General features: G+C 62.1%; 22 protein-coding genes. 15 read left to right on the top strand and 7 right to left on the bottom strand.

Annotation, left to right across the window (positions count from 1 at the left end; all coding sequences use genetic code 11):
- Window positions 1-183 precede the first annotated feature (183 nt).
- The 6 genes from RR51_RS01570 (at window position 184) to RR51_RS01545 (ending at window position 5,582) form a co-directional block, all read left to right on the top strand.
- Complete coding sequence (locus tag RR51_RS01570; RefSeq protein WP_003256967.1) at window positions 184-1,677, top strand: acetyl-CoA hydrolase/transferase family protein; 1,494 nt, start codon at window positions 184-186, stop codon at window positions 1,675-1,677.
- Window positions 1,678-2,050: 373 nt separating this feature from the next.
- On the top strand, window positions 2,051-2,266 hold the full coding sequence (locus RR51_RS01565; protein WP_003256968.1) for a DUF1127 domain-containing protein: 216 nt from the start codon (window positions 2,051-2,053) through the stop codon (window positions 2,264-2,266).
- Between the two features lie 307 nt (window positions 2,267-2,573).
- On the top strand, window positions 2,574-2,891 hold the full coding sequence (locus RR51_RS01560; RefSeq protein WP_015268503.1) for a DUF2388 domain-containing protein: 318 nt from the start codon (window positions 2,574-2,576) through the stop codon (window positions 2,889-2,891).
- An 88-nt stretch (window positions 2,892-2,979) separates the two neighbouring features.
- Window positions 2,980-3,273 carry a DUF2388 domain-containing protein gene (locus tag RR51_RS01555; RefSeq protein ID WP_039612428.1) on the top strand — a complete coding sequence of 98 codons (294 nt, stop codon included), beginning with the start codon at window positions 2,980-2,982 and terminating at the stop codon, window positions 3,271-3,273.
- A 36-nt stretch (window positions 3,274-3,309) separates the two neighbouring features.
- Window positions 3,310-3,630, top strand: coding sequence for a DUF2388 domain-containing protein (locus RR51_RS01550; protein WP_003256970.1), 321 nt, complete (start codon window positions 3,310-3,312; stop codon window positions 3,628-3,630).
- Window positions 3,627-5,582 (top strand): DUF7844 domain-containing protein, encoded by a 1,956-nt coding sequence (locus RR51_RS01545; RefSeq protein WP_039612427.1) that lies wholly within the window; start codon window positions 3,627-3,629, stop codon window positions 5,580-5,582. The genes RR51_RS01550 and RR51_RS01545 overlap by 4 nt, the downstream gene beginning before the upstream one ends.
- Window positions 5,583-5,708: 126 nt before the next feature.
- Here the strand turns inward: RR51_RS01545 and RR51_RS01540 are convergent, their stop codons facing one another.
- Window positions 5,709-6,110 (bottom strand): GFA family protein, encoded by a 402-nt coding sequence (locus RR51_RS01540; RefSeq protein WP_003256972.1) that lies wholly within the window; start codon window positions 6,108-6,110, stop codon window positions 5,709-5,711.
- Window positions 6,111-6,377: 267 nt separating this feature from the next.
- Here RR51_RS01540 and RR51_RS01535 point away from each other — a divergent pair, with 267 nt between their 5' ends.
- The 9 genes from RR51_RS01535 (at window position 6,378) to RR51_RS01495 (ending at window position 16,566) form a co-directional block, all read left to right on the top strand.
- Window positions 6,378-7,685, top strand: coding sequence for a CitMHS family transporter (locus RR51_RS01535; RefSeq protein ID WP_039612426.1), 1,308 nt, complete (start codon window positions 6,378-6,380; stop codon window positions 7,683-7,685).
- A 71-nt stretch (window positions 7,686-7,756) separates the two neighbouring features.
- The gene (locus RR51_RS01530; RefSeq protein WP_003256974.1) at window positions 7,757-8,527 is read left to right on the top strand and encodes a TerC family protein; all 771 of its coding nucleotides are present in this window, start codon (window positions 7,757-7,759) and stop codon (window positions 8,525-8,527) included.
- 194 nt (window positions 8,528-8,721) lie between these two features.
- Window positions 8,722-10,380: a Na/Pi cotransporter family protein gene (locus tag RR51_RS01525; protein ID WP_023661571.1), complete on the top strand. Its 1,659-nt coding sequence runs from the start codon at window positions 8,722-8,724 to the stop codon at window positions 10,378-10,380.
- Window positions 10,381-10,410: 30 nt separating this feature from the next.
- A complete protein-coding gene (locus RR51_RS01520; protein WP_039612425.1) occupies window positions 10,411-11,811 on the top strand; it encodes a M16 family metallopeptidase in 1,401 nt (466 codons plus the stop codon).
- A gap of 129 nt (window positions 11,812-11,940) precedes the next feature.
- Window positions 11,941-12,963, top strand: coding sequence for a DUF5924 family protein (locus RR51_RS01515; protein WP_015268494.1), 1,023 nt, complete (start codon window positions 11,941-11,943; stop codon window positions 12,961-12,963).
- Window positions 12,964-13,079: 116 nt separating this feature from the next.
- Window positions 13,080-14,213, top strand: a complete 1,134-nt coding sequence (locus RR51_RS01510) for an ABC transporter permease (RefSeq protein WP_039612424.1) — start codon at window positions 13,080-13,082, stop codon at window positions 14,211-14,213.
- Window positions 14,210-15,001, top strand: coding sequence for an ABC transporter ATP-binding protein (locus RR51_RS01505; RefSeq protein ID WP_039612423.1), 792 nt, complete (start codon window positions 14,210-14,212; stop codon window positions 14,999-15,001). The genes RR51_RS01510 and RR51_RS01505 overlap by 4 nt, the downstream gene beginning before the upstream one ends.
- 3 nt (window positions 15,002-15,004) lie before the next feature.
- Window positions 15,005-15,943: an MlaD family protein gene (locus RR51_RS01500; RefSeq protein WP_003256978.1), complete on the top strand. Its 939-nt coding sequence runs from the start codon at window positions 15,005-15,007 to the stop codon at window positions 15,941-15,943.
- Window positions 15,940-16,566, top strand: coding sequence for an ABC-type transport auxiliary lipoprotein family protein (locus RR51_RS01495; RefSeq protein WP_003256980.1), 627 nt, complete (start codon window positions 15,940-15,942; stop codon window positions 16,564-16,566). Before RR51_RS01500 ends, RR51_RS01495 begins: the two co-directional genes overlap by 4 nt.
- 140 nt (window positions 16,567-16,706) lie before the next feature.
- On the opposite strand, the gene RR51_RS01490 is transcribed toward RR51_RS01495, so the two are convergent.
- From RR51_RS01490 to RR51_RS01465, 6 genes are all read right to left on the bottom strand, one after another.
- Window positions 16,707-17,936, bottom strand: coding sequence for a nucleoside recognition domain-containing protein (locus RR51_RS01490; RefSeq protein WP_039612422.1), 1,230 nt, complete (start codon window positions 17,934-17,936; stop codon window positions 16,707-16,709).
- 161 nt (window positions 17,937-18,097) lie between these two features.
- Window positions 18,098-19,426: a glutamate/aspartate:proton symporter GltP gene (gene gltP, locus RR51_RS01485; protein ID WP_003256981.1), complete on the bottom strand. Its 1,329-nt coding sequence runs from the start codon at window positions 19,424-19,426 to the stop codon at window positions 18,098-18,100.
- Window positions 19,427-20,166: 740 nt separating this feature from the next.
- Window positions 20,167-20,637 carry an inhibitor of vertebrate lysozyme family protein gene (locus RR51_RS01480; RefSeq protein WP_003256983.1) on the bottom strand — a complete coding sequence of 157 codons (471 nt, stop codon included), beginning with the start codon at window positions 20,635-20,637 and terminating at the stop codon, window positions 20,167-20,169.
- Window positions 20,638-20,639: 2 nt separating this feature from the next.
- On the bottom strand, window positions 20,640-20,801 hold the full coding sequence (locus RR51_RS28650) for a DUF1328 domain-containing protein (RefSeq protein WP_003252966.1): 162 nt from the start codon (window positions 20,799-20,801) through the stop codon (window positions 20,640-20,642).
- A gap of 41 nt (window positions 20,802-20,842) precedes the next feature.
- A complete protein-coding gene (locus RR51_RS01470) occupies window positions 20,843-21,133 on the bottom strand; it encodes a hypothetical protein (RefSeq protein WP_039612421.1) in 291 nt (96 codons plus the stop codon).
- A 174-nt stretch (window positions 21,134-21,307) separates the two neighbouring features.
- A complete protein-coding gene (locus RR51_RS01465; RefSeq protein ID WP_039612420.1) occupies window positions 21,308-22,129 on the bottom strand; it encodes a BON domain-containing protein in 822 nt (273 codons plus the stop codon).
- Window positions 22,130-22,326: the final 197 nt, after the last annotated feature.

Here is a 22,326-nt window from a genome sequence, read left to right as displayed (position 1 = left end):
CGCCCGCTGCAAACCAGTTGATATAAAGGAAGCCCCGGTCAGAATCTGCCGGGGCTTTTCTTTTATTGATCCGGATCAACGGCTCTATTCCAAGGCTTCTCATACGACCATGGTCGTGGGACGGCAAGGGGCGAAGTCTCTAGACTGCGCTGCAGTAGTTTCAGTAGCCCGAGATAACAATCCATGTACCGTGATCGTATCCGCTTGTCCTCCCTGCACAGCAAGGTAATGAGTGCGGCTGATGCCGCTGGTCTGATCGAGGACGGCATGACCGTCGGCATGAGCGGTTTCACCCGCGCCGGCGAAGCCAAGGCCGTACCACATGCACTGGCCGAACGTGCCAAGCAGTCGCCACTGAAAATCAGCCTGATGACCGGCGCCAGCCTGGGCAACGACCTGGACAAGCAACTGACCGAGGCCGGCGTGCTGGCTCGCCGCATGCCGTTCCAGGTCGACAGCACCCTGCGCAAGGCCATCAACGACGGCCAGGTGATGTTCATCGACCAGCACCTGTCGGAAACCGTCGAGCAGCTGCGCAACCAGCAGCTGAAGCTGCCGGACATCGCGGTCATCGAAGCCGTGGCCATCACCGAGCAAGGCCATATCGTGCCAACTACCTCGGTGGGCAACTCGGCCAGCTTCGCGATCTTCGCCAAGCAGGTGATTGTCGAGATCAACCTCTCGCACAACACCAACCTCGAAGGCCTGCACGACATCTATATCCCGACCTACCGCCCGACCCGCACGCCAATCCCGCTGGTCAAGGTCGACGACCGTATCGGCAGCACCGCCATCCCCATCGACCCGGCCAAGATCGTCGGCATCGTCATCAGCGACCAGCCGGACTCGCCGTCCACCGTATTGCCGCCGGATGACGAAACCCAGGGCATCGCCGACCACCTGATCAACTTCTTCAAGAAAGAAGTCGAGGCCGGCCGCATGACCAACAAGCTCGGCCCGCTGCAGGCCGGTATCGGCAGCATTGCCAACGCAGTGATGTGCGGCCTGATCGAGTCGCCGTTCGAAGACCTGACCATGTACTCCGAAGTACTGCAGGACTCCACCTTCGACCTGATCGACGCCGGCAAGCTGAGCTTCGCCTCGGGCAGCTCGATCACCTTGTCGACCCGCCGCAACGCCGACGTGTTCGGCAACCTGGAGCGTTACAAGGACAAGCTGGTACTGCGCCCACAAGAAATCTCCAACCACCCGGAGGTGGTCCGTCGCCTGGGCATCATCGGTATCAACACCGCGCTTGAGTTCGATATCTACGGCAACGTTAATTCCACACACGTGTGCGGTACCAAGATGATGAACGGCATCGGCGGCTCGGGTGACTTCGCCCGTAACGCCCATCTGGCCGTGTTCGTCACCAAGTCGATTGCCAAGGGTGGGGCGATTTCCAGCGTGGTGCCGATGGTCAGCCATGTCGACCATACCGAGCACGATGTGGACATCCTTGTCACCGAGCAAGGCTTGGCCGACCTGCGCGGCCTGGCGCCACGCGAGCGCGCCAGGGCGATCATCGACAACTGTGTGCACCCGGACTACCGCGCAGCACTGAGCGACTACTTCGATCGCGCCTGCCAGCGTGGCGGCCATACCCCGCACATCCTGCGTGAAGCCCTGAGTTGGCACGAGAACCTGGAAGAAACCGGGCGCATGCTGGCTAGCTGATACAGATGTGGTACGGAACGGCGGCCCTGCTCCCGCTGTTCCGGCTTCTTCGCATGCTTGCCAGCGAATGGGCCATAACAGTCCAACCCGTCTATCAAGATACCTGGCCGCCGCTACTCAGTTAATCTGTACTACTGTACTGGTAATTCCACGCCTTCCTGGCAGACAAATACCTTTGGTTTAATGAAAATGCACCAAATAAGGGCGGACCAGTACAGTTACGCCAGTTTCGAGTGCAACAGTAGGGTTACACAGTTAACTGGACCATCGTCTTTCAACTGAACTGTATCTACTGTTATGGACGACAGAGGAGGATCATTGGCATCAGTTAAATCACTACCTAATCCCGCCATAAGCGGAAGGATGAAACATCATGGAACGTACCCTCAGTTCCGGTCTGGTTTTTGAAAGCAACGCCCAACAATCCAACGCTTCGCTGCCGCTGCGCGCTCTGTCCACCTTGCTGCTGTGGCAGCGCCGCATGGCCAGCCGCCGTCAACTGGCTCGCCTGGACGCCCGCCTGCTGGCCGACGCCGGTATCAGCGAGTCGCAGCGTTACGAAGAGCTGAGCAAGCCATTCTGGCGCTAAGCTCCGGCTTGCCGGCTTCGGCCGGCACCGCGAATTCCCGAAACCCGTTGCAGGTGACTGCGACGGGTTTTTTGTTTGCAGGCGGCATGTCAGAGCCTTTTCCAAGCGAACCTGTACAGTTTTAAAAAATCATAAATCAGACCAGAACAGTTTATTGGTGCGCTGTTCATTAACATCCAGAAACACCGGCGCGTGATACGCTTGGCGTAACAGTCTGGTAGAACGCACTGTTGAAAAGTACCGCGACGAGCTGTGCGAGCGTCCGATAAAGCAGAACCACCCGACCCTAGTCCAGGAGTCCACGATCATGTCCCGTAAATACCTGATTGGCGCCGCCCTGATGCTGAGCCTGGCCGGCACCGCAAACGCCACCAGCTTCGTTGTAACCACCGACGCCGTCGTTGGCGCAGTGGCCGCGTCCACCGATGCCACTTCCGATATTTCCTCCTCGTTCCGTGACGACAAGATCGTCCAGGCCGCCCGTGACGACGCCGCCAGCTTCGTTGGCAGCCAGGGCGACATCCGCGGTGCCAAGCTGGAAAGCGCTTTCCTGCACATCCGCTCGCAGATGCCAACCCTGCAGGCCAGCGACGCGCAACTGGCCCAGGCCATTCTGGCGCTCTGACCCCGCCTGAGCCGTTCAGCTGTGCTGGTCACCACCAGCACAGCCGTACTCACCATTGCCGCCCACGTTTCCAGCTGTTGTAGAGCCCATGCGTTATCTGTTGCCGTTGCTGTTCTCCGTTATTGGCATGGCCAGCGCCCATGCCATGGATACCACTACGCAAAGCCTGGTCATCACCGGCTATGTCACCAGCCAGGTCACCAGCGCACCGTTCGACCGCAAACTGGTCCGCCAGGCCCAGGACGATGCCGCTGCCTTCGTCGCCAGCGACGGCCAGATCCGCGGTGCACGGCTGGAGGCAGCACTGGAATCATTACGCCACAATTGCACACGGCATACCGTCGGCGATCTGGAACTGGCGCGAGCAATTCTCGTCCAATAATTAAATCTGACTCCCTGTATTTTTCGGAGATGCTCCATGCGTAAACCGCTGATTGCCGCTACCCTCGGCATGCTGCTGCTGGCCGACCTGGCCCAGGCACAGACCCTGGTGGCCACCAGCAATATCATCGTGCGGGCCTTTGGCCGTTCGATCGATTTCACCTCTGACACCACCACCTCGATCCGCGATTCCAAAGTGGTGCGCGAAGCCCATGACGACGCCGCCAGCTTTGTCGCCAGCAACGGTGACATCCGCGGCGCCCAGCTCGAGGCCGCCTTCAACACCCTGCGCGAGCGCGTACCGCAAGCGCGTGACGCCAGCGACCAGGTACTGGCTGAAGCCATCCTCGCGCTGTGAACCGCGTGCGCGCCTGGCTGCTCGGCTGCGCCCTGACGCTGCTCGGCACGCCCGCCCTGGCCGACCTGCAGCTTGAGCTGCAGGCGTCCGGCCTTGACTCACAGCAGGCCCTGGCCACTCAGGCTCTGCTCGACGAAGCCATGGGCAAGCTGCCCCCCAGCTTCAAGCAAAAGCTGAACCGCCGAGTGCGGGTCAGCTGGAGCGACAATATGCCGGCCGACGCCTATGGCCAGGCATCGCTGGTCTCTACCCTCGAACTCAATCGTCGCCTGCTGCCCAGCCTCACCGATGGCAGTGCAGCCACCGAACGCACCAACCGCCCGCATGGCACGGTGCGAGAAGAACTGCTGGCCACCGTGCTGCACGAACTCACCCATATCTATGACCGTGCCCGGCTGTGGCCCAGCGCCGAGAACGCGCTGATCGCCCGTTGCAAGCGCCAGCAAGGTACGTTGGGCAAGGTCGGCCTGCCCGAAGCATGCCGTGGCCAGGCCGAGCGCCGCTTCACCCTCAGCGACGACCCGCGCCTGCTCGACCTGGCCGGCTGGCAGCAGTACGTGGGCCGACGCGGCGAGCGCGAGCAGCACAACGGCCAGTTCGTGCGCAGCCCCGACAGCTATGAACTGAGCAGCCCCAAGGAGTACATCGCGGTCAACATGGAGTACTTCCTACTCGACCCGAGCTACGGCTGCCGCCGTCCGGCGCTGAACCAGTACCTGCGCGAACACTTCGGCTGGGCACCACAGCAGGACAGCTGCGCCAAGGGCCTGCCGTTCATCAATGCCGGCAGCGACTTCGCCCGCCAGCCGCTGGGCGAAATCGACCCCGAGCGGGTCTATGAGGTGGACTACCTGCTTGCCGAAGCCAACCAGAACCTGGTCAGCCGCTGGGGCCACAGCATGCTGCGCCTGGTGATCTGCAAGCCGGGCCGCCCACGCGGGCCGGACTGCCGCCTGGACCTCGACCAGAGCCTGGTGCTGTCGTACCGTGCCTTCGTCAACGATGTGCAACTTTCCAGCTGGGACGGCTTGGTCGGTGCCTACCCCTCGCGCCTGTTCGTGCTGCCGCTGGGCCAGGTGATCGACGAGTACACCAAGACCGAACTGCGCAGCCTGGCCTCGGTGCCCTTGCGGCTCGACCGCGACGAGATCGAGAACCTGGTGCGTCAGGCCGCCGAAATGCACTGGAGCTACGATGGCAACTATTGGTTCCTGTCCAACAATTGCGCAGTAGAGTCATTGAAGCTGCTGCGCAGCGGCACCGCCAACCCGCGCCTGAACGACCTCGACAGCATCATGCCCAATGGCTTGCTGGCTGTGCTCAAGGGCAGGGGACTTGCCGACACCAGCGTGCTCGACGACCCCCGCGAAGCGTTGCGCCTGGGTTATCGCTTCGACTCCTACCGTGACCGTTACCAGGCCATGTTCGAGGTGTTGAAGAAGCACTTGCCAATAAAGCAGGACAAGGTCGAAGACTGGCTGGCCCTGGACGCCGAGCAACGGCGGGCCTGGTTCGCCCAGGCCGATCTGCGTACCAGCGCCGCCTTGCTGCTGCTTGAACAGGCCAGCTTACGCCGGCAACTGCTGCTGGCCCAGGACGAGGTCAAGCAGCGTTACCTGAACGCCGCCGCGCTGAAGGATGGCAGCGTCAGCAAGGCCGATGCGACCCTCAGACAGATGCTTGCCAACAGTGGCTTCCTCAGCCGCCCGGCAGAGTTGCTCGACAGCAAGGGCTACGGGCTGCCGCAGCCGCAGGAGCGCAAGCATCTGGAACAGGTCAGCAGTGAGCGGCAAGCGCAGTTGCTGCGCTTGAGCACAAGCCTGGACAAAGAGGTGAGGGCGCTGCTGGAGCCGTCGCGGGCCAAGGAAATTGCGGCGGTGGAAGCCAATGTGAAGCAGGTGGGCGAACATCTGCGGGCGCTGCACAAGGCCGCCGGTGGCCTGCAATTGTAACGTCCACTGTGCCGGCCTCTTCGCGGGCATGCCCGCTCCCACAGGATCTGTACAACACCTGAAATCTGCGCCGTCCCTGTAGGAGCGGGTTTACCCGCGAAAGGGCTGGCACAGACAGCACAAGGCCTACAGGTTCTCCTCCGCCTCCGAAGGCAAATCCTCATCCAGATGCAACCAAGGCAACCGGCTACCCACCCAGATATGCCGGTTGGCCCTGACCCGTTCCGGGTGGTCCAGCGTCGCCACCGTCACATCCACCGTCTCCGGGCTATGTGTAGTCACCAACGCCACATGCGCCCCGCAATGCCCACAGAAGTAACGGCTGCAACTGGCCGGCGCCACATAGCAGTTCGGCTCGCCCGCCAGCCACCGAAACCCCGAGCGGGGCAGGGTAAGCCAGGTCACCACCAGCCCGCCACTGACCCGCCGGCAGATCGAACAATGGCAATGGGCAATGTCCGTCAGGTCGCCCTCCAACCGATAACGCAAGGCGCCACAATGGCAGCCACCCTCGGTCACATCCTGCATCACCTACCTCTCGTCGCCTTAGCTTCGGCGAAAGCTGGCTGAAAGCTTGCCCTCATAGGATAGCCCCCACTACCGGCACAAGACCGGTCAGCCAGGGCACCCGGTAACCACCGCGCCCGGCCCAATCAACAACAACAATGGTGATTCTGATGTATTCCTGTGCCCGACTTTCCGTAGCCCCCCTCCGCATGCTCCCTGCACAGCGCCAAGCGCGCTGATCCGCCCGAATCGACGTTCCTTTCGCCGCGCCACGCCTGGAGTATTGCCATGCTGACCTTCCTCGGCTTTGCCATGGTCATCACCTTCATGTACCTGATCATGACCAAGCGCCTGTCGGCCTTGATCGCGCTGATCCTGGTACCGATCCTGTTCGCCCTGTTCGGCGGTTTTTCCGCCAAGATCGGCCCGATGATGCTCGAGGGCATCAGCAAGCTCGCACCTACCGGCGTGATGCTGATGTTCGCCATCCTCTATTTCGCCCTGATGATCGATTCCGGCCTGTTCGACCCGGCCGTGCGCAAGATCCTCAAGCTGGTCAAGGGCGATCCGCTGAAAGTGTCCGTCGGCACCGCGGTACTGGCCCTGGTGGTCTCGCTCGACGGTGACGGCGCCACCACCTACATGATCTGCTGCGCCGCCATGCTGCCAATGTACAGCCGCCTGGGCATGAGCCCGCGGATCATGGCCGGCCTGATCATTCTCGCCGGCGGGGTAATGAACATGACCCCCTGGGGTGGCCCGACCGCCCGCGCCGCCAGCGCCCTGCACGTGGACCCGTCGGACATCTTCGTGCCGATGATCCCGGCCATGCTGTTCGGCGTGCTGGCAATCCTGGCCATCGCCTACATGTACGGCAAGCGTGAACGTGCCCGCCTGGGCGAGTTGCACCTGCCCACCGACGACATCGACCACAGCCAAATTACCGTTTCGCAGTACCCGGACGCGCGCCGGCCAAAATTACTGTACTTCAACGGTGCCCTGACCGCTGCCCTGATGGTCGCGCTGGTTGCCGGCGTGTTGCCGCTGCCCGTGCTGTTCATGATCGCCTTCAGCATCGCCATGATCGTCAACTACCCGTGCCTGCAGCAGCAGAAAGACCGCATCGCCGCCCACGCCGGCAGCGTGCTGGCGGTCACCGGGCTGATCTTTGCCGCCGGCATCTTCACCGGCATCCTGTCGGGCACCGGCATGGTCGACGCCATGTCCAAGAGCCTGCTGTCGGTCATCCCCGAGGCGTTGGGCCCATACCTCGCGGTGATAACCGCGATCGTGAGCATGCCGTTCACCTTCTTCATGTCCAACGACGCATTCTACTATGGCGTGCTGCCGGTGCTGGCCGAAGCTGCCAGCCACTACGGCATCAGCCCGGTGGAAATGGCCCGTGCGTCGATCGTCGGGCAGCCGGTACACCTGCTAAGCCCCCTGGTACCCTCCACCTACCTGCTGGTGGCCCTGGCCGGGATCGAGTTCGGCGATCATCAGCGCTTCACCTTGAAGTGGGCAGTGCTGGTGTGCCTGTGCATAATGCTCGCCGCGCTGCTGATGGGGATTTTCCCGCTGTTCAGTAGTCTTTAATAAACACGTATTTCCCTAACGCGACGCGCCCGGATCCGGGCGCGTCGCCTTTACCGTTCGAAGGAAGACACATGGAATGGCTGACCAGCCCGGAAATCTGGGTTGCCTTTTTTACCCTTACCGCGCTTGAGATCGTCCTCGGTATCGACAACATCATCATGATCTCGATTCTGGTCAGCCGCATGCCCAAGCACATGCAGCCGCGCACCCGGATCTTCGGCCTGGCCCTGGCAATGGTCACTCGTATCATGCTGCTGCTGTCGATCACCTGGGTCATGCGCCTTACCGCCGACCTGTTCGTGGTCCTGGGCCAGGGCATCTCCGGGCGGGACCTGATCCTGTTCTTTGGTGGCCTGTTCCTGCTGTGGAAAAGCTCGCAAGAGATCTATCACGGCCTGGAAGGCGAGGACGAAAACCCGGAAGAACCGAAAGGCGCGGGTGGCAAGTTCTTCTACACCATCATCCAGATCGCCATCATCGACATCGTGTTCTCGCTGGACTCGGTGATCACTGCGGTGGGCATGGTGTCCCACGTACCGGTGATGATCGCCGCGATCATCGTCGCCGTGCTGGTGATGATGCTGTGCGCCGGCACCATCAGCGATTTCATCGACAAACATCCGTCGTTGAAGATGCTCGCACTTTCGTTCCTGATCGTGGTCGGTACCGTGCTGATCGCCGAATCTTTCGACGTACATGTGCCTAAAGGCTATGTCTACTTCGCCATGGCGTTCTCGCTGGCGGTGGAAGCCATCAACATCCGCATGCGAACTGCCTTGGCCCGCAAGAACGGCAAAGAGCACGAGCCAGTGAAACTGCGCAAGGACATTCCGGGTCAATAAGATCAGGAAGTGCAGGACAAAGGGCCCTTCGGGCCCTTTTTTCATTTCCGCCACATTTCAAACAAATGACAGCCATGCGAAGCTGGCGACAGCTCCGCAAAACAACTAAAGCTTTGAGTGAGCACTGAAAATTCTTCAAACGCTCACGCTTCGTCTCTTGGCCCTCTGGGCCAATGCAACAGGGGGCCGTCGCCATGCTGACCCTGCTCAACCTGCTCTCGGCCGTTACGCTTCTGGTCTGGGGCACCCACATCGTTCGTACCGGCATACTCCGGGTATTCGGCTCGAGCCTGCGGCGCATCATCAGCCAGAACATGAGCAAACGCCCGCTCGCGTTCGTCGCAGGCATTCTGGTCACAGCCCTGGTGCAAAGCAGCAACGCCACAGCCATGTTGGTCACCTCGTTCGTCGGCCAAGGTCTGATGGCCATGACCCCGGCCTTGGCAATCATGCTCGGCGCCGACGTGGGTACCGCGCTGATGGCCCGGGTGCTGACCCTGGACCTGTCCTGGCTGTCGCCGCTGCTGATCTTCCTGGGTGTGATCTTCTTCCTCTCGCGCAAGCAGACGCGGGCGGGCCAGCTGGGCAGGGTAGGGATCGGGCTTGGCCTGATCATCCTGGCACTTGAGCTGATCGTGCAGGCAGCTACACCGATTACCCACGCCCAGGGCGTGAAGGTGCTGTTCGCTTCGCTCACCGGCGACATCATGCTCGACGCCCTGGTCGGCGCACTGTTCGCCATGATTTCCTATTCCAGCCTGGCCGCCGTGCTGCTCACCGCGACACTGGCCGGCGCCGAAGTGATCAGCCTGCCGGTGGCCATCGGCCTGGTGGTGGGCGCCAATATCGGCAGCGGATTGCTGGCCTTCATTAGCACCAGCATGCAGAACGCCGCTGGCCGCCGTGTGGCCCTGGGCAGCCTGCTGTACAAGCTGATCGGCCTGCTGCTGATCATCCCAGTGCTGCACCCGCTGGTGGGTTGGATGGACTCACTGAGCTTCAGCCCACAGGAGCTGGTCATCGGCTTCCACCTGCTCTACAACACGCTGCGTTGCCTGATCATGCTGCCCACGGTCAAACCCATGGGCCGGCTGTGCAACAGCCTGCTGCCCGAACGGGAAAACGGCAACGGCCAGATTCGCCCGCGCCATCTCGACACCTCGGCGCTGGAAACACCCAGCCTGGCCCTGGCCAACGCCTCCCGCGAAACCCTGCGCCTGGGCGATATCGTCGACAGCCTGCTCGAAGCCATGCTCGGTGCCCTGCGCGGTACCCAGGCCGCCTTGCCGCAGCAGGTCCGCGCCCTGGGCGAGGACGCCGAAGCCTTGTACAGCGCGATCAAGCTGTACTTGGCGCAGATTTCACGTGAAGGCCTCAGCGAACAGGACAACCGCCGCTGGGCAGAAATCATCGAACTGGCGATCAACCTCAAGCTGGCCTGCGACCTGATTGAGCGTATGCTGCGCAAGGTCCAGCAGCAGAAAACCAGCCAGCGCCGGGAGTTCTCCCAGGTGGGCCTGGAAGAACTCACCGGCTTGCAGGAACAGCTGCTGGCCAACCTGCGCCTGGGTTTGTCGGTGTTTCTCAGTGCCGACCCGGAAAGCGCCCGTCTGCTGCTGCGGGAAAAACGCCGATTTCGCGCCCAGGAACGGCGCCTTGCGCACGCCCATGTCAGCCGCCTGCAGCGCAAGGTAGTGCAAAGTATCGAGACCAGTTCGCTACACTTGGAGCTGATCGCCGACATGAAACGGTTGAACTCTTTGTTCTGTAGCAGTGCCTATGTGGTACTGGGCGGCTCGGACACGGGCGGGCTGATGCTCGACAGCGTGCCGGACGAAGCCCGACTGCCGTGATTTCGCCTACCTGAGGACCCAAGCTCGCCCATGCGTTGCCTGATGTTCGTTTGCCTGCTGATCTGCAGCCTGCCCTCATTTGCCCTCGACCGCTCGCGGGTTGAAGGTTACCTGTTGCCCAACGGCCTGCAGGTGATCCTGAAAAACGGCTATGAACGTGACCATGTAGCGATTCGCCTGGTGGTCGGCGTCGGCCTGGATGACTTCAATTGCGAGCAGAAAGAGCTGCCGCACCTGCTCGAGCACCTGCTGTTCAGCGGCATCGACGCAACCGGCGAGGGTGGCCTGGAAGAGCGGCTGCAATCGTTGGGCGGCGAGTGGAACGCCTACACCAGCAGCGCCGACACCACCTTCGTCATCGAAGCCCCGGCGCGCAACCAGCGCAAAGTCCTCGACCTGCTACTGGCGGTGATCCACGAAACCCGCATAGATGCCAAGGCCCTGGCCACTGCCAAGCGCATCATCGAGCGTGAAGATGGCGGCCATTATGGCCACCTGCAGCGCTGGCTCGACCGCCAGGACATCGGCCACCCCGCCAGCGACCAGTTGGCCACCGAGCTAGGCCTGAAATGCCCGGAGCGCTCCAACCTCGACGACATGACCCTGGAGCAGGTGAACACCTTGCGTGACCGCTGGTACGCGGCCAACAACATGACCCTGATAGTGGTCGGCGGCCTCGACCGCCTGCTGCCGGCCTACCTGGAGCGCACCTTTGGCGAATTGCCCGCCACCGAGCCGGAGGAGCGCCGCACCCTGGAAAGCATCGGCCAGCAAGCTGAACAGCGCCGCGACCTGACCCGCGGCTGGCTGGGCGACAGCGTCAAGCTGCACTGGCTGTTCGTCGAGCCGGTGCTGGACAACGACCATCAGGCCACCCTCGACCTGCTGTCGCACTATCTGGATTGGGCGCTGTATGACCAGCTGCGCTTGCGCAACGGGTTGTCCTACGGCCCTTCGGCACAACGCGAGAGCTTCGGCGACACCGGCCTGCTAAGCCTCAATGCCGACCTGGAGCGCGAGGACATCGACCAGGCGGTCGAGGTGATGCAGAAATTGTTCGATCACCTGCGCAAGGAAGGCCTCGACCCGGACACCTTCGAGCGCATCAAGTACGCCAGCGTCGCCAAGGAAAGCTGGAGCACCCAGGGCAACAGTGCCTTGGCCGACTACTATTGGGGCGCGCTGAACGACTATAGCGACGGACGCTTCGCCAACCCGGTGCGCAAGCTGCGCCAGGTCAGCCTGGCGCAGGCCAACGAGGCGCTGAAGGAACTGCTCAAGGAAGATGGCTATGTGCGTATCGAAAAGCCATTGCTTGGCTATGATGAACTCTATGGGCTGGTTGCCTTGCTATCGGGGCTGATCCTGGCAGCGGGGCTGTTGCGCTGGCGTCTGCATGGTCCAGAAAAACCGAGCGGTGCTACACGCTAGCGGTGAATCGGCGGTATCCTTTTGCCAGTACCGGCCCATTCGCGGGTATCGCAACACGGTCTTTGTGGGAGCGGGTTCACCCGCGAAGAAGCCGGCACAGCCACCATATCCTTTCTGTTGTAGCCCCCAATGCCCCAAATCCCCCACATCGTCCAGCGCATCATCGAACTGCTCAAACGCTACCCCGGCATCATCGCGCTCGGCGGTTTCCTCTCCGGCATCGGCAGTTTCATACTAGTCGACCGCCAGGCTGGCCTTGCCAGCTGGGTAGCTGTGCTCATGCTGGTCAGCTGGCTCTGGCTGATGCTGGAAAACACCCTCACCGGCCTGTTCGCGCGCACCTTCAACCGCGAAATACCGCAGCCATTGCTGCGCTATGCGACACAGATGATCCACCAGGAATCGCTGTTCTTCGTACTGCCGTTCTTCTTCATCACCACCACCTGGAACAGCGGCCAGTTGGTGTTCACCGGCCTGCTTGGCGCCGCCGGGCTGATTTCGATCATCGATCCGCTGTACTACAAGTGGCTGGCACCGAGGCGCTGGCTGTTCCTGGCGCTGCATACCCTGACCCTGTTCGCCGCCCTGCTGACCGCGCTGCCTATCATCCTGCACCTGACCACCGCGCAAAGCTTCAAGCTGGCCCTGATCGCAGCCATGGCCTTGTCGTTTCCCAGCCTTGCCAGCAGCTTCCCGATCAACAACTGGCGCCGTGCCGTGGCCCTGGTGCTGGTCACCCTGTCGGTTGGCGGCGGGGGCTGGCTTCTGCGCTCCTGGGTGCCACCAGCAACCTTGTGGATGACCGAAGTGGCGGTCAGTACCGAAGTGCTGAACCGCCAGCCGGGCGATTCGCTGCACGAAATTGCCGCCAGCCGCATCCGTAGCAGCGGCCTGTACGCCTACACCGCGATCAACGCGCCACGCGGCCTGAACGAGCGGATCTATCACGTGTGGCAAAAGGACGGCCAGGAAGTTGATCGCATTGCCCTGGACATCCATGGCGGGCGCAAGGAAGGCTACCGGGCCTGGACCCACAAGCAGAACTTCCCGCCGAACCCGGTGGGCAAGTGGCAGGTGAGGGTACTGACAGAGGATGGGCAGGTCATCGGTGTGCTGCGCTTCAAGGTGGTCGATGACGCACCCGCGGGGTGAGTGAAAGGGGGCCGCTTTGCGGCCCTCAAGGTCAGTGAAGACAGCACATAATCACCAAACAGCCCATGCCCGCTGCGCTATGATCAGGCCCTAAGCCTTAGCGCCGAGTCAGTAGCATGGAGCCGATGACCACCCCCAGCGCCACCCTGGACACCAGTAGCCAACCGGCCTGCCTGCGCATTACCGGTGACTGGACCCTGGCGCACTACGCCAGCCTCAAGCGTGAGAGCGAGCGCCTGCGGGCGCAATATGCTGCCGATACCGTCGCCGACCTCAGCCAACTGGGACGCCTGGATACCGCCGGTGCCTCGCTGCTGGCCGAACTGCTCGGCTCCGAACGCCTGTCCCGCTGCACCCACGGCCTGCCCGAAGCCAGCCGCGCCCTGCTCAAGAATGTCTACTGCTCGGTGCAGGACTACTGCATTCCGGTCAAGGAACCCGAGCGTAACGTGCTCCTGTTGCTTCTAGAGCGCATCGGCTGCGCCGTTGGCACCTTGTGGCAAGACACCCTGCAGGTGCTCGGCTTCGTTGGCCTGATCCTCGAAACCCTGCTGCGCCGCGCCCTGCAACCCCATCGCTGGCGCTTCACCCCGGTCGTGGCGCACATCGAACAGACCGGTCTGGACGCCGCGCCCATCGTCGCCCTGCTGACCTTCCTGGTGGGCGCGGTGGTGGCCTTCCTCGGCGCTACGGTGTTGGCCGATTTCGGCGCGACCATCTTCACCGTCGACCTGGTGGCATTCTCGTTCCTGCGAGAGTTCGCCGTGCTGCTGACCGCCATCCTCATGGCCGGCCGAACCGCCAGCGCGTTCACCGCGCAGATCGGCTCGATGAAGGCCAACGAAGAAATCGACGCCATCCGCACCCTGGGCCTGAACCCCATGGAGATGCTGGTGGTGCCGCGCGTACTGGCGCTGTTGATTTCGCTGCCCTTGCTGACCTTCATCGCGATGATCTGCGGCATCGTCGGCGGTGCGGTGGTGTGCGCGCTGACACTGGACATCTCGCCAGCCATGTTCCTGTCGCTGCTGCAAAGCGACATCGGCGTGCAGCACTTCCTGGTCGGCCTGGCAAAGGCACCGTTCTTCGCCTTCCTGATCGCCGCGATCGGCTGCCTGGAAGGCTTCAAGGTCAGCGGCAGCGCCGAATCGGTGGGCGCGCACACCACCTCGGCGGTCGTGCAGTCGATATTCGTGGTCATCGTGCTGGATGCGGTGGCTGCGCTGTTCTTCATGGAGATGGGCTGGTGAATGGCCAGGAACGTGTGATCGAGGCCCGCGGCATCTGTAACCGCTTCGGCCGTCAGAGCGTGCACGAAGACCTCGACCTCGACCTGTATCGCGGCGAGATACTCGCCGTGGTCGGCGGCTCGGGCAGCGGCAAGTCGGTGCTGTTACGCAGCATTATTGGCCTGCGGCGGCCCAACGAAGGGCAGATCAAGGTGTTCGGCCAGGACCTGTCCGGCCTGCGCGAAGAGCAGCGCTCACTGGTCGAGCGGCGCTTCGGCGTGCTGTTTCAGAAGGGCGCGCTGTTCTCTTCGCTGACTGTCACCGAAAACGTGGCATTGCCGCTGATCGAGCACGCCGGGCTGTCCCGCGCCGATGCCGAGCACCTGGCCGGGGTGAAACTGGCCCTGGCCGGGCTGCCAATCTCGGCCGCCGACAAATACCCGGCCTCGCTGTCCGGGGGCATGATCAAGCGCGCCGCGCTGGCCCGGGCACTGGCACTGGACCCTGACATCCTGTTCCTCGACGAACCCACCGCCGGCCTGGACCCGATCGGTGCCGCCGCCTTCGACCAGTTGATCCTTACCCTGCGTGACGCCCTGGGCCTGTCGGTATTCCTCATCACCCACGACCTCGACACCTTGTACACCATTACCGACCGCATCGCCGTGCTGTCGCAGAAGAAGGTCCTGGTGGCCGGCCCGCTGGCCGAGGTCGAGCAGACCGACGACGCCTGGATTCAAGAATACTTTCATGGCCCACGCGGGCGCGCAGCCGAGCAGGCCGCCACCCGTGCCGGGCAGGAGCGCTGAGCAATGGAAACCCGAGCCCATCACGTTCTTATCGGCCTGGTCACCGTCCTGGTGGTGGCCGGCGCCATGCTGTTCGGCATGTGGCTGGCCAAGTCGAGTGTCGACGACGCCTTCAAGGACTACGAAGTGGTGTTCAACGAAGCCGTCTCCGGCCTGTCCCGCGGCAGCCCGGTGCAGTACAACGGCATCAAGGTAGGCGATGTGTCCACCCTGCGCCTGGACCCGAAAGACCCGCGCCGGGTACTGGCACGGGTGCGCCTGAGCGCCGACACCCCGGTGAAGGAAGACACCCAGGCCAAGCTGACCCTGGCCGGCGTGACCGGCAACTCGTTCATCCAGCTCAGCGGGGGCACCCCGCAAAGCCCCGAGTTGAAAGGCAAGGACGGCAAGCTGCCGGTGATCATCGCATCGCCCTCGCCAATCTCGCGCCTGCTCAATGACAGCAGCGACCTGGTGACCAACATCAACCTGCTGCTGCATAACGCCAACCAGATGTTTTCCGAGGACAACATCGGCCACCTCAGCAACACCCTGTCCAACCTCGACAAGACCACCGGCGCCTTCGCTGGCCAGCACGGCAGCATCACCCAGGCCATCGAGCAACTGGTACAGGTGGGCAAGCAGGCCAGCGCCACCCTGGCCGAAACCCAGGCACTGATGCGCAATGCCAACGGCCTGCTGGGCAGCGAAGGCAAGCAGGCAATCGGCAGCGCCGAGCAGGCCATGCAGTCACTGGCCGAGAGCACCGCCACCATCAACCGCCTGCTCGAGGACAACCGCGAAGCCATCGGCGACGGTGCCCAGGGCCTGAACCAGCTGACCCCGGCGATTCGCGAGCTACGCGAAACCCTAAACGCACTCAAAGGCATTTCCCGGCAACTGGAGGCCGACCCTAGCGGCTACCTGCTCGGCCGCGACAACAACAAGGAGTTCCAACCATGAAACCGTCGCTGCGCCTGCTGGCCCTGGCGGCCGCACTGAGCCTGGCCAGTGCCTGCTCGATATTGCCGCAGAGCGAGCCCGTCGACCTGTACCGTCTGCCGGTGAACCAGCCCGGCCGGACGGCGCCGGCGCTGGACTGGTCATTGCGCCTGAACAAGCCGCTGGCCAGCGAAGTGCTGGCCGGGCCACGGATTGCAGTGATTCCCCAGGGCGATGTGGTCAGCAGCTACAAGGGCGCGCGCTGGAGCGACGCAGTGCCGGTGCTGCTGCGCAACCGCCTGCTCGACGGTTTCCAGCGTGACGGCCAGGTACAGCGCCTGAGTGCCGACGACAGCAACCTGCAGGCCGACTACGAGCTGGCTGGCGAGCTGCAGGCATTCCAGACCGAGTACCTCCCGGGCGGGGCGGTGGAGGTGGTGATCCGCTATGACGCACGCCTGATTCAAGGCCGCAACCAACGCATTCTGGCCAGCAAACGCTTCGAAATCCGCCAGCCGCTGGCCGACAAGCAGGTGTCAGCGGTGGTTGCCGGCTTCGGGAAAGCCTGCGACCAGCTGACCGGGCAGGTGGTGAGTTGGACCATTGCACAGGCGGGTAGTACACAACCACCATCAGTCCGTTGAGTCAGGCCCGGCTCTATCTCCTGTCAGGGCCTCATCGCCGGCAAGCCAGCTCCCACAGGAACTTCGCATGCCTTGAAGTCTGTGAGGTCAAGGTGGGAGCTGGCTTGCCGGCGATGGGCCTCAAAGCGGCCCCAAAAAGGTCAGGCGAAGAACCAGTAGCAGACGAATATCGCCGCGATCACACCGGAAAACTCCGCCAGCAAGGCGCAGCCGACGGCATGGCGCACGCGCTGGATACCCACCGCACCAAAGTAAACCGCCAGCACGTAGAAGGTGGTTTCGGTACTCCCCTGAATCGTCGCCGCCACCAGCGCCGGGAAGCTGTCCACACCGTGGGTCTGCATGGTCTCGATCAGCATCGCCCGCGCCGCACTGCCGGAGAACGGTTTGACCAGCGCCGTGGGCAAGCCCTCGACGAAGCGGGTGTCCAGGCCCAGCCCAGTCACCGCATGACGAATACCGTCCAAGGCCAGCTCCAGGGCGCCTGAGGCCCGCAATACACCCACCGCCACCAGCATCGCCACCAGGTAAGGCAACAGGCCCTTGGCCACATCGAAACCTTCCTTGGCGCCTTCGACAAAGGCTTCATACACCTTCACCCGCTTCAAGGCGCCGATCACCAGGAACAGGGTGATCACACCAAACAACGTGAGGTTGCCCAGGATCGACGACAGGCTGGCCAGCGCGGCCGCCGAAAGGGTGCCGAGAAAGGCCATGAAGCCGCCCAGCAGCAAGGCACCGGGAATTAGGTAGGCAAGCACTACCGGGTCCCACAGGCGCAGGCGCTGCATCACTGCCACCGACAGCAGGCCGACCAAGGTGGAGACGCTGGTGGCCAGCAGGATTGGCAGGAACACCATGGTCGGGTCCGCCGCACCTTGCTGGGCCCGATACATGAAGATGGTCACAGGCAGCAGGGTCAACGACGATGCGTTGAGCACCAGGAACAGGATCTGTGCGTTGCTCGCCGTGATACTGCTGGGGTTCAGCTCCTGCAGTGCGCGCATGGCCTTCAGGCCGATCGGCGTGGCGGCGTTGTCCAGCCCCAGGCCGTTGGCGGCGAAGTTCATGGTGATCAGGCCCAGGGCCGGGTGGCCGGGTGGAACTTCCGGCATCAGCCGGGCAAACAGCGGGCCGAGCACCTTGGCCAGCCACTCGACGATGCCAGCCTTCTCGGCGATCTTGAGAAAGCCCAGCCACAGGGTCAGCGTGCCGAACAACAGCACCATCACCTCGACCGACAACTTGGCCATGGCGAATATGCTCTCGACCATCGCCGCGAAGATGCCGGCGTTGCCGCCTATTAGCCATTGGGCCAGGGCGGACACTGCCGCCACCAGGAAAAAGCCAAGCCAAAGGCCGTTGAGCATCCGTGTGTTCCCCCTGAAAAATGCCCGAATGATAGCGTATCGGGGCGTAAGGCTGGAGACCGCAGGCGAGGGCTGCGGCCTTGCGTCGCGAAAGGGCCGCAAGATCTCACAGGCAACAAAAAGCCCCGACAGGTCGGGGCTTCTTGTTCAGCTCATCAGGCTCAGCGCTTGGCAGCTTCGCCAACCATGGCCGCTTCCTGCTTGCCGGCCATCAGCGAGGCGTAGTACTTCTCGCCCTTGGCGGCGTCGTACATGCCTTCCCAGCGCGCGATGACCAGGGCTGCCAGGGCGTTGCCCACAACGTTCAAGGCGGTACGGGCCATGTCCATGATGCGGTCGACACCGGCGATGAAGGCCAGGCCTTCCAGCGGGATACCCACGCTGCCCAGGGTGGCCAGCAGCACCACGAAGGAAACACCCGGTACGCCAGCGATGCCCTTGGAGGTGACCATCAGGGTCAGCACCAGCAGCAGCTGCTGGCTCCACGACAGGTCGATACCGTACAGCTGGGCAATGAAGATGGCCGCGATGCTCTGGTACAGGGTCGAGCCGTCGAGGTTGAACGAGTAGCCGGTCGGTACCACGAACGAGCAGATCGACTTCGGCGCACCGTACTTCTCCATCTTCTCGATCACGCGCGGCAGCACGGTTTCCGAGCTGGAGGTGGAGTAGGCGAGAATCAGCTCATCTTTCATGATGCGCATGATCTTGATCACCGAGAAGCCGAACAGGCGGGCAACCAGGCCCAGCACCATGAAGGCGAAGAAGGCGATGGCGAAGTACACCAGTACCACCAGCTTGGCCAGCGGCAGCAGCGAGCTGAACCCGAAGTTGGCCACGGTCACGGCGATCAGGGCGAACACGCCGATAGGGGCGTAGTTCATGATCATGTGGGTGACCTTGAACATAGTCTCGGAAACCGCCTGGAAAGTACGCACCAGCGGGTCGCGCAGCTCTGCCTGCAGGCTCGACAGGCCCAGGCCGAACATCACCGAGAAGAAGATGATCGGCAGCATTTCGCCACGCATCAGCGCTGCGAAGATGTTCGACGGGATCAGGTTCAGCAGGGTTTCGATGAACGCATGCTCATGCTGCACCTCGGCCGCGGTAGCCTGGTACTTGGAGATGTCCACTGTACCCAGGGTGCTCATGTCGATGCCGGCGCCCGGGTGGAACAGGTTGGCCAACACCAGGCCGACGACGATGGCGATGGTGGTCACCACTTCGAAGTAGATGATGGTCTTCAGGCCGATGCTGCCCAGTTTCTTCGCGTCGCCAACCCCGGCGATACCCACGATCAGCGACGAAATCACGATCGGGACGACGATCATCTTGATCAGGCGAATGAAGATGTCACCAGCGGGCTGGAGGACGTTGCTGATCCACCATGCCTTTTCTGCACTGAAATGATTCAGTAGAGCGCCGATTGCAACACCCAGGACCAGACCGATGACGATCTGCCAGGCGAGGCTCAGTTTTGCCTTCTTCATGTCTTTACCCTTTGTTCTAGTGGTCATGGGCACCCAACGGAAACGCGCGTAACAGAGCTGTTAGCTAGGTCACGGGCAGCAGCTGCTTCCGTCCGGCGACTTCATGTAAGGACACCGCAGGCGAGCGACAGGGGCGCTCGGCCGGCGAAAAAGGCGGCAACTATTGCGATGGCAAAGGGGGAAATCTAATGCCTGAAGCGCATGCCCCATGCCGTTTATGCATAACGTTTCTGACCAAAACGGGAGGTTCGCAAGTGCTTGATTTCCAACGTTCGGAATCCCGAACAAGACCAAACCGCCATATTTAGGCAGATTTGGCAGGGTAAAAAGGACAGGGGCGATGGCTTGTTCGACAATCCGAATGGCCGAAATGCCACTTGAACAAGCGCCGATCTGATCGAAAAAAATTGATGTGCGGTCGAGACAAAATGTGTCTCGAAGAAGAAATCGCGCAGGAAGAGACGTTTCCTACATGGCTCCTCGGAAGTCAGGTCTGGTCAGCCCCTATGGCACCGCCGACCTGAAACTTCCGATTCCGCCGTTCCTGACCCGGCCCATTGCTGGAGGCACTCCCTGTACCCCTAGGCCACTCCGATCCTGCAACAATCAGAACAGCCCGGCCCCTTGGTCATGTGCAGCCCCTCCTCGGGGCGGCGCATCATAGAAGGCTGAAATATAGAAAGGTTCAGCTTCTATTACGTGACAGTGCATGACCTTTCATCCGTACCGGGTACAAACGCTCAGTACCAGTTCGGGTCACGCTTGAGCTGCTCCTGCAGCATCGCTTTCATGCCGTCGTCCGGCTCACCCAGCCAGCGGTACTGTGCGTGGCGGGTGGGCGACTTGTCGTTCGGCAGACCTTCGGGCACCTCCACGAGCATCCCGTAGGCATCATCCTTGTCCCAGCTGAACGCCACGATCAGGCGCTTGTAGGTGCAGTTGTCCTTGCCTTCGCACAACGGGCCGACCAGGTACTTGTCGCCGTCCTCGGTAACGGCAGACATCTGCTGCTGGGAACTGCCGGTCAGATTGACCACCCAGTCAGGCAGGCGTTCCTCGCCTTTGATCGTGTCCTGCCAGGTTTCCCTGTACTCCGGGTCCGAGCCGAGCAACTGGTCGACCCGGACCTGGCCGTCATTGGCCGCCATCGCCGCTGCACTGCCACCCAGTAACAGGGCGGCAGCCAGGGCTGTCCAACGCTTCCTGCCCATCTTCAACCTCGTCCACGTCCAAAGAAGAAGGAGGCTACGAACAGCACCAGGAAGACAATGAACAGAATCTTCGCGATACCCGTGGCAGCGCCCGCGATACCACCGAAGCCCAGTACGGCGGCGACAATGGCGATGATGAGGAAAGTGATAGCCCAACTCAGCATGGTGGTTCTCCTTTCTTTTTCGGAATCGGTTCAGCCGGCGGTCAGAACACCCAGCGGTCCTGGGGTACGATATTTTCCAAGGTGGCCGGTGACGCAGCGGCCTGGCCGGTTGGCAGCGGGTCGGCGGCCTTGACCAGGGTGTTGGCACGGGTTGCCTGAATCTGCGTCAACAGGGCGGTCTGCGCCGCCACTTGCTCGGCCAGGCGTGCGGTCTGCCAGCTGTAATAGAAGAGGCCAGCGGCCAAAGTCAGTACCAGCGCCAGGCTGAGTGACAACACCTGGCGCAGGGGCAGTGCGGCGCTCTGCAAGCGGTTGACGGATTGGCAGTTCATGCCGGCTCCTCCTGCTGTAATTCTTGTTCAAACCTGAATAAGTAATTGCAGCCTGCATGCCAGCCTTTTGATTCAAATAAAATCCTTTGAAATCAATAATTTACACACGAAGACAATAATCGACAGGGACGTATCCTGCACGATGCCGTCCGTGGGGTCGTGCGAATTGCACGATCAACCTTCGACCTTGGTCGATACCTTGAGCAGGTCTGCGTCCACCCCGCGCACACCGATGATCTGCCTAGCGATTTCCACGGCGATGGTTTTCTGCTCGCTGCTGACCACTTCGCCTGAAAGCCGAACCAGCCCCTCTTCGCTGGCCACTTTCAGGTTCAGGCCATCGAGGTTGCGGCTGAAGCGGTAGCTGTTCTGGATCTTGTCGATGATCCAGCTGTCACTCGGCTGCGGCCCGGTCGGCAGCCCAATCGGAGCTTCCCGGGCCTTGGCCATGGCGGCGGTATCGAGGCTGACCAGGTTGTTGACCAGGTGCACGCCCTCCGTGGTGCGCGCCACCACGCCGGCCAGCTCCTTGGCCTCGGCACTGTCGACCTTGCCGCGCAGGGTCACCACACCTTCGCTGCTCTGTACATCTATAGGTGCCTTCTCGGTTATGCGGCTCCATAGCAGCCGAGCACGGATCACCGCGGCCAGGGTGGCATCCTCCAGGCGCTGGGCGTAGGCACGCAACGCCAGCGGGCGCTCCACCAGCTGGGCATTGACCCGCAGTTGGTTGTCAACTTGCTCGATGCCACGGGTAGCCAGAGCCACATGCTCTGCCAGCTGGCGCTCGACATCGTTCTCCACCTCACCGGAAAGGCGCGCCTGCTTGCCATCCACCTCGACCTGAATACGGAACGGGTCGAGCATGCGGTTCAGCGACAGGGCAGTTTGCAAGGCCCCCTCCAGGCGGGCGTCTTGCACCGGATCGGCGAATACCGGCGTGAACACCGGTAGCAGTGTGGCTGCCAACATGGCGGCTCGGATGGAAAAGGGCATGGCAGTGCCTCCTTTTGTAGGCAAAAACTGAAAATCCTCGCAACCAATGTGCCACCGTGCGCCTCTAAGAAAATCATCTGGATAGCGCGGCCTCCACGCGCTGATTGGCCAGTGGCTAGCATGCAAAGGACAGGTTCCTTCACAATGGACCATGCAACTTGCCCGATTTTTCCCACACTAAATGAAGATCTTTCCTA

This window comes from Pseudomonas sp. C5pp (genome assembly GCF_000814065.1).
GTDB classification, from domain to species: domain Bacteria; phylum Pseudomonadota; class Gammaproteobacteria; order Pseudomonadales; family Pseudomonadaceae; genus Aquipseudomonas; species Aquipseudomonas asiatica.
The sequence above is the reverse complement of the archived record's forward strand: the minus strand, read 5'-3'. Positions and strand labels throughout refer to the sequence as shown.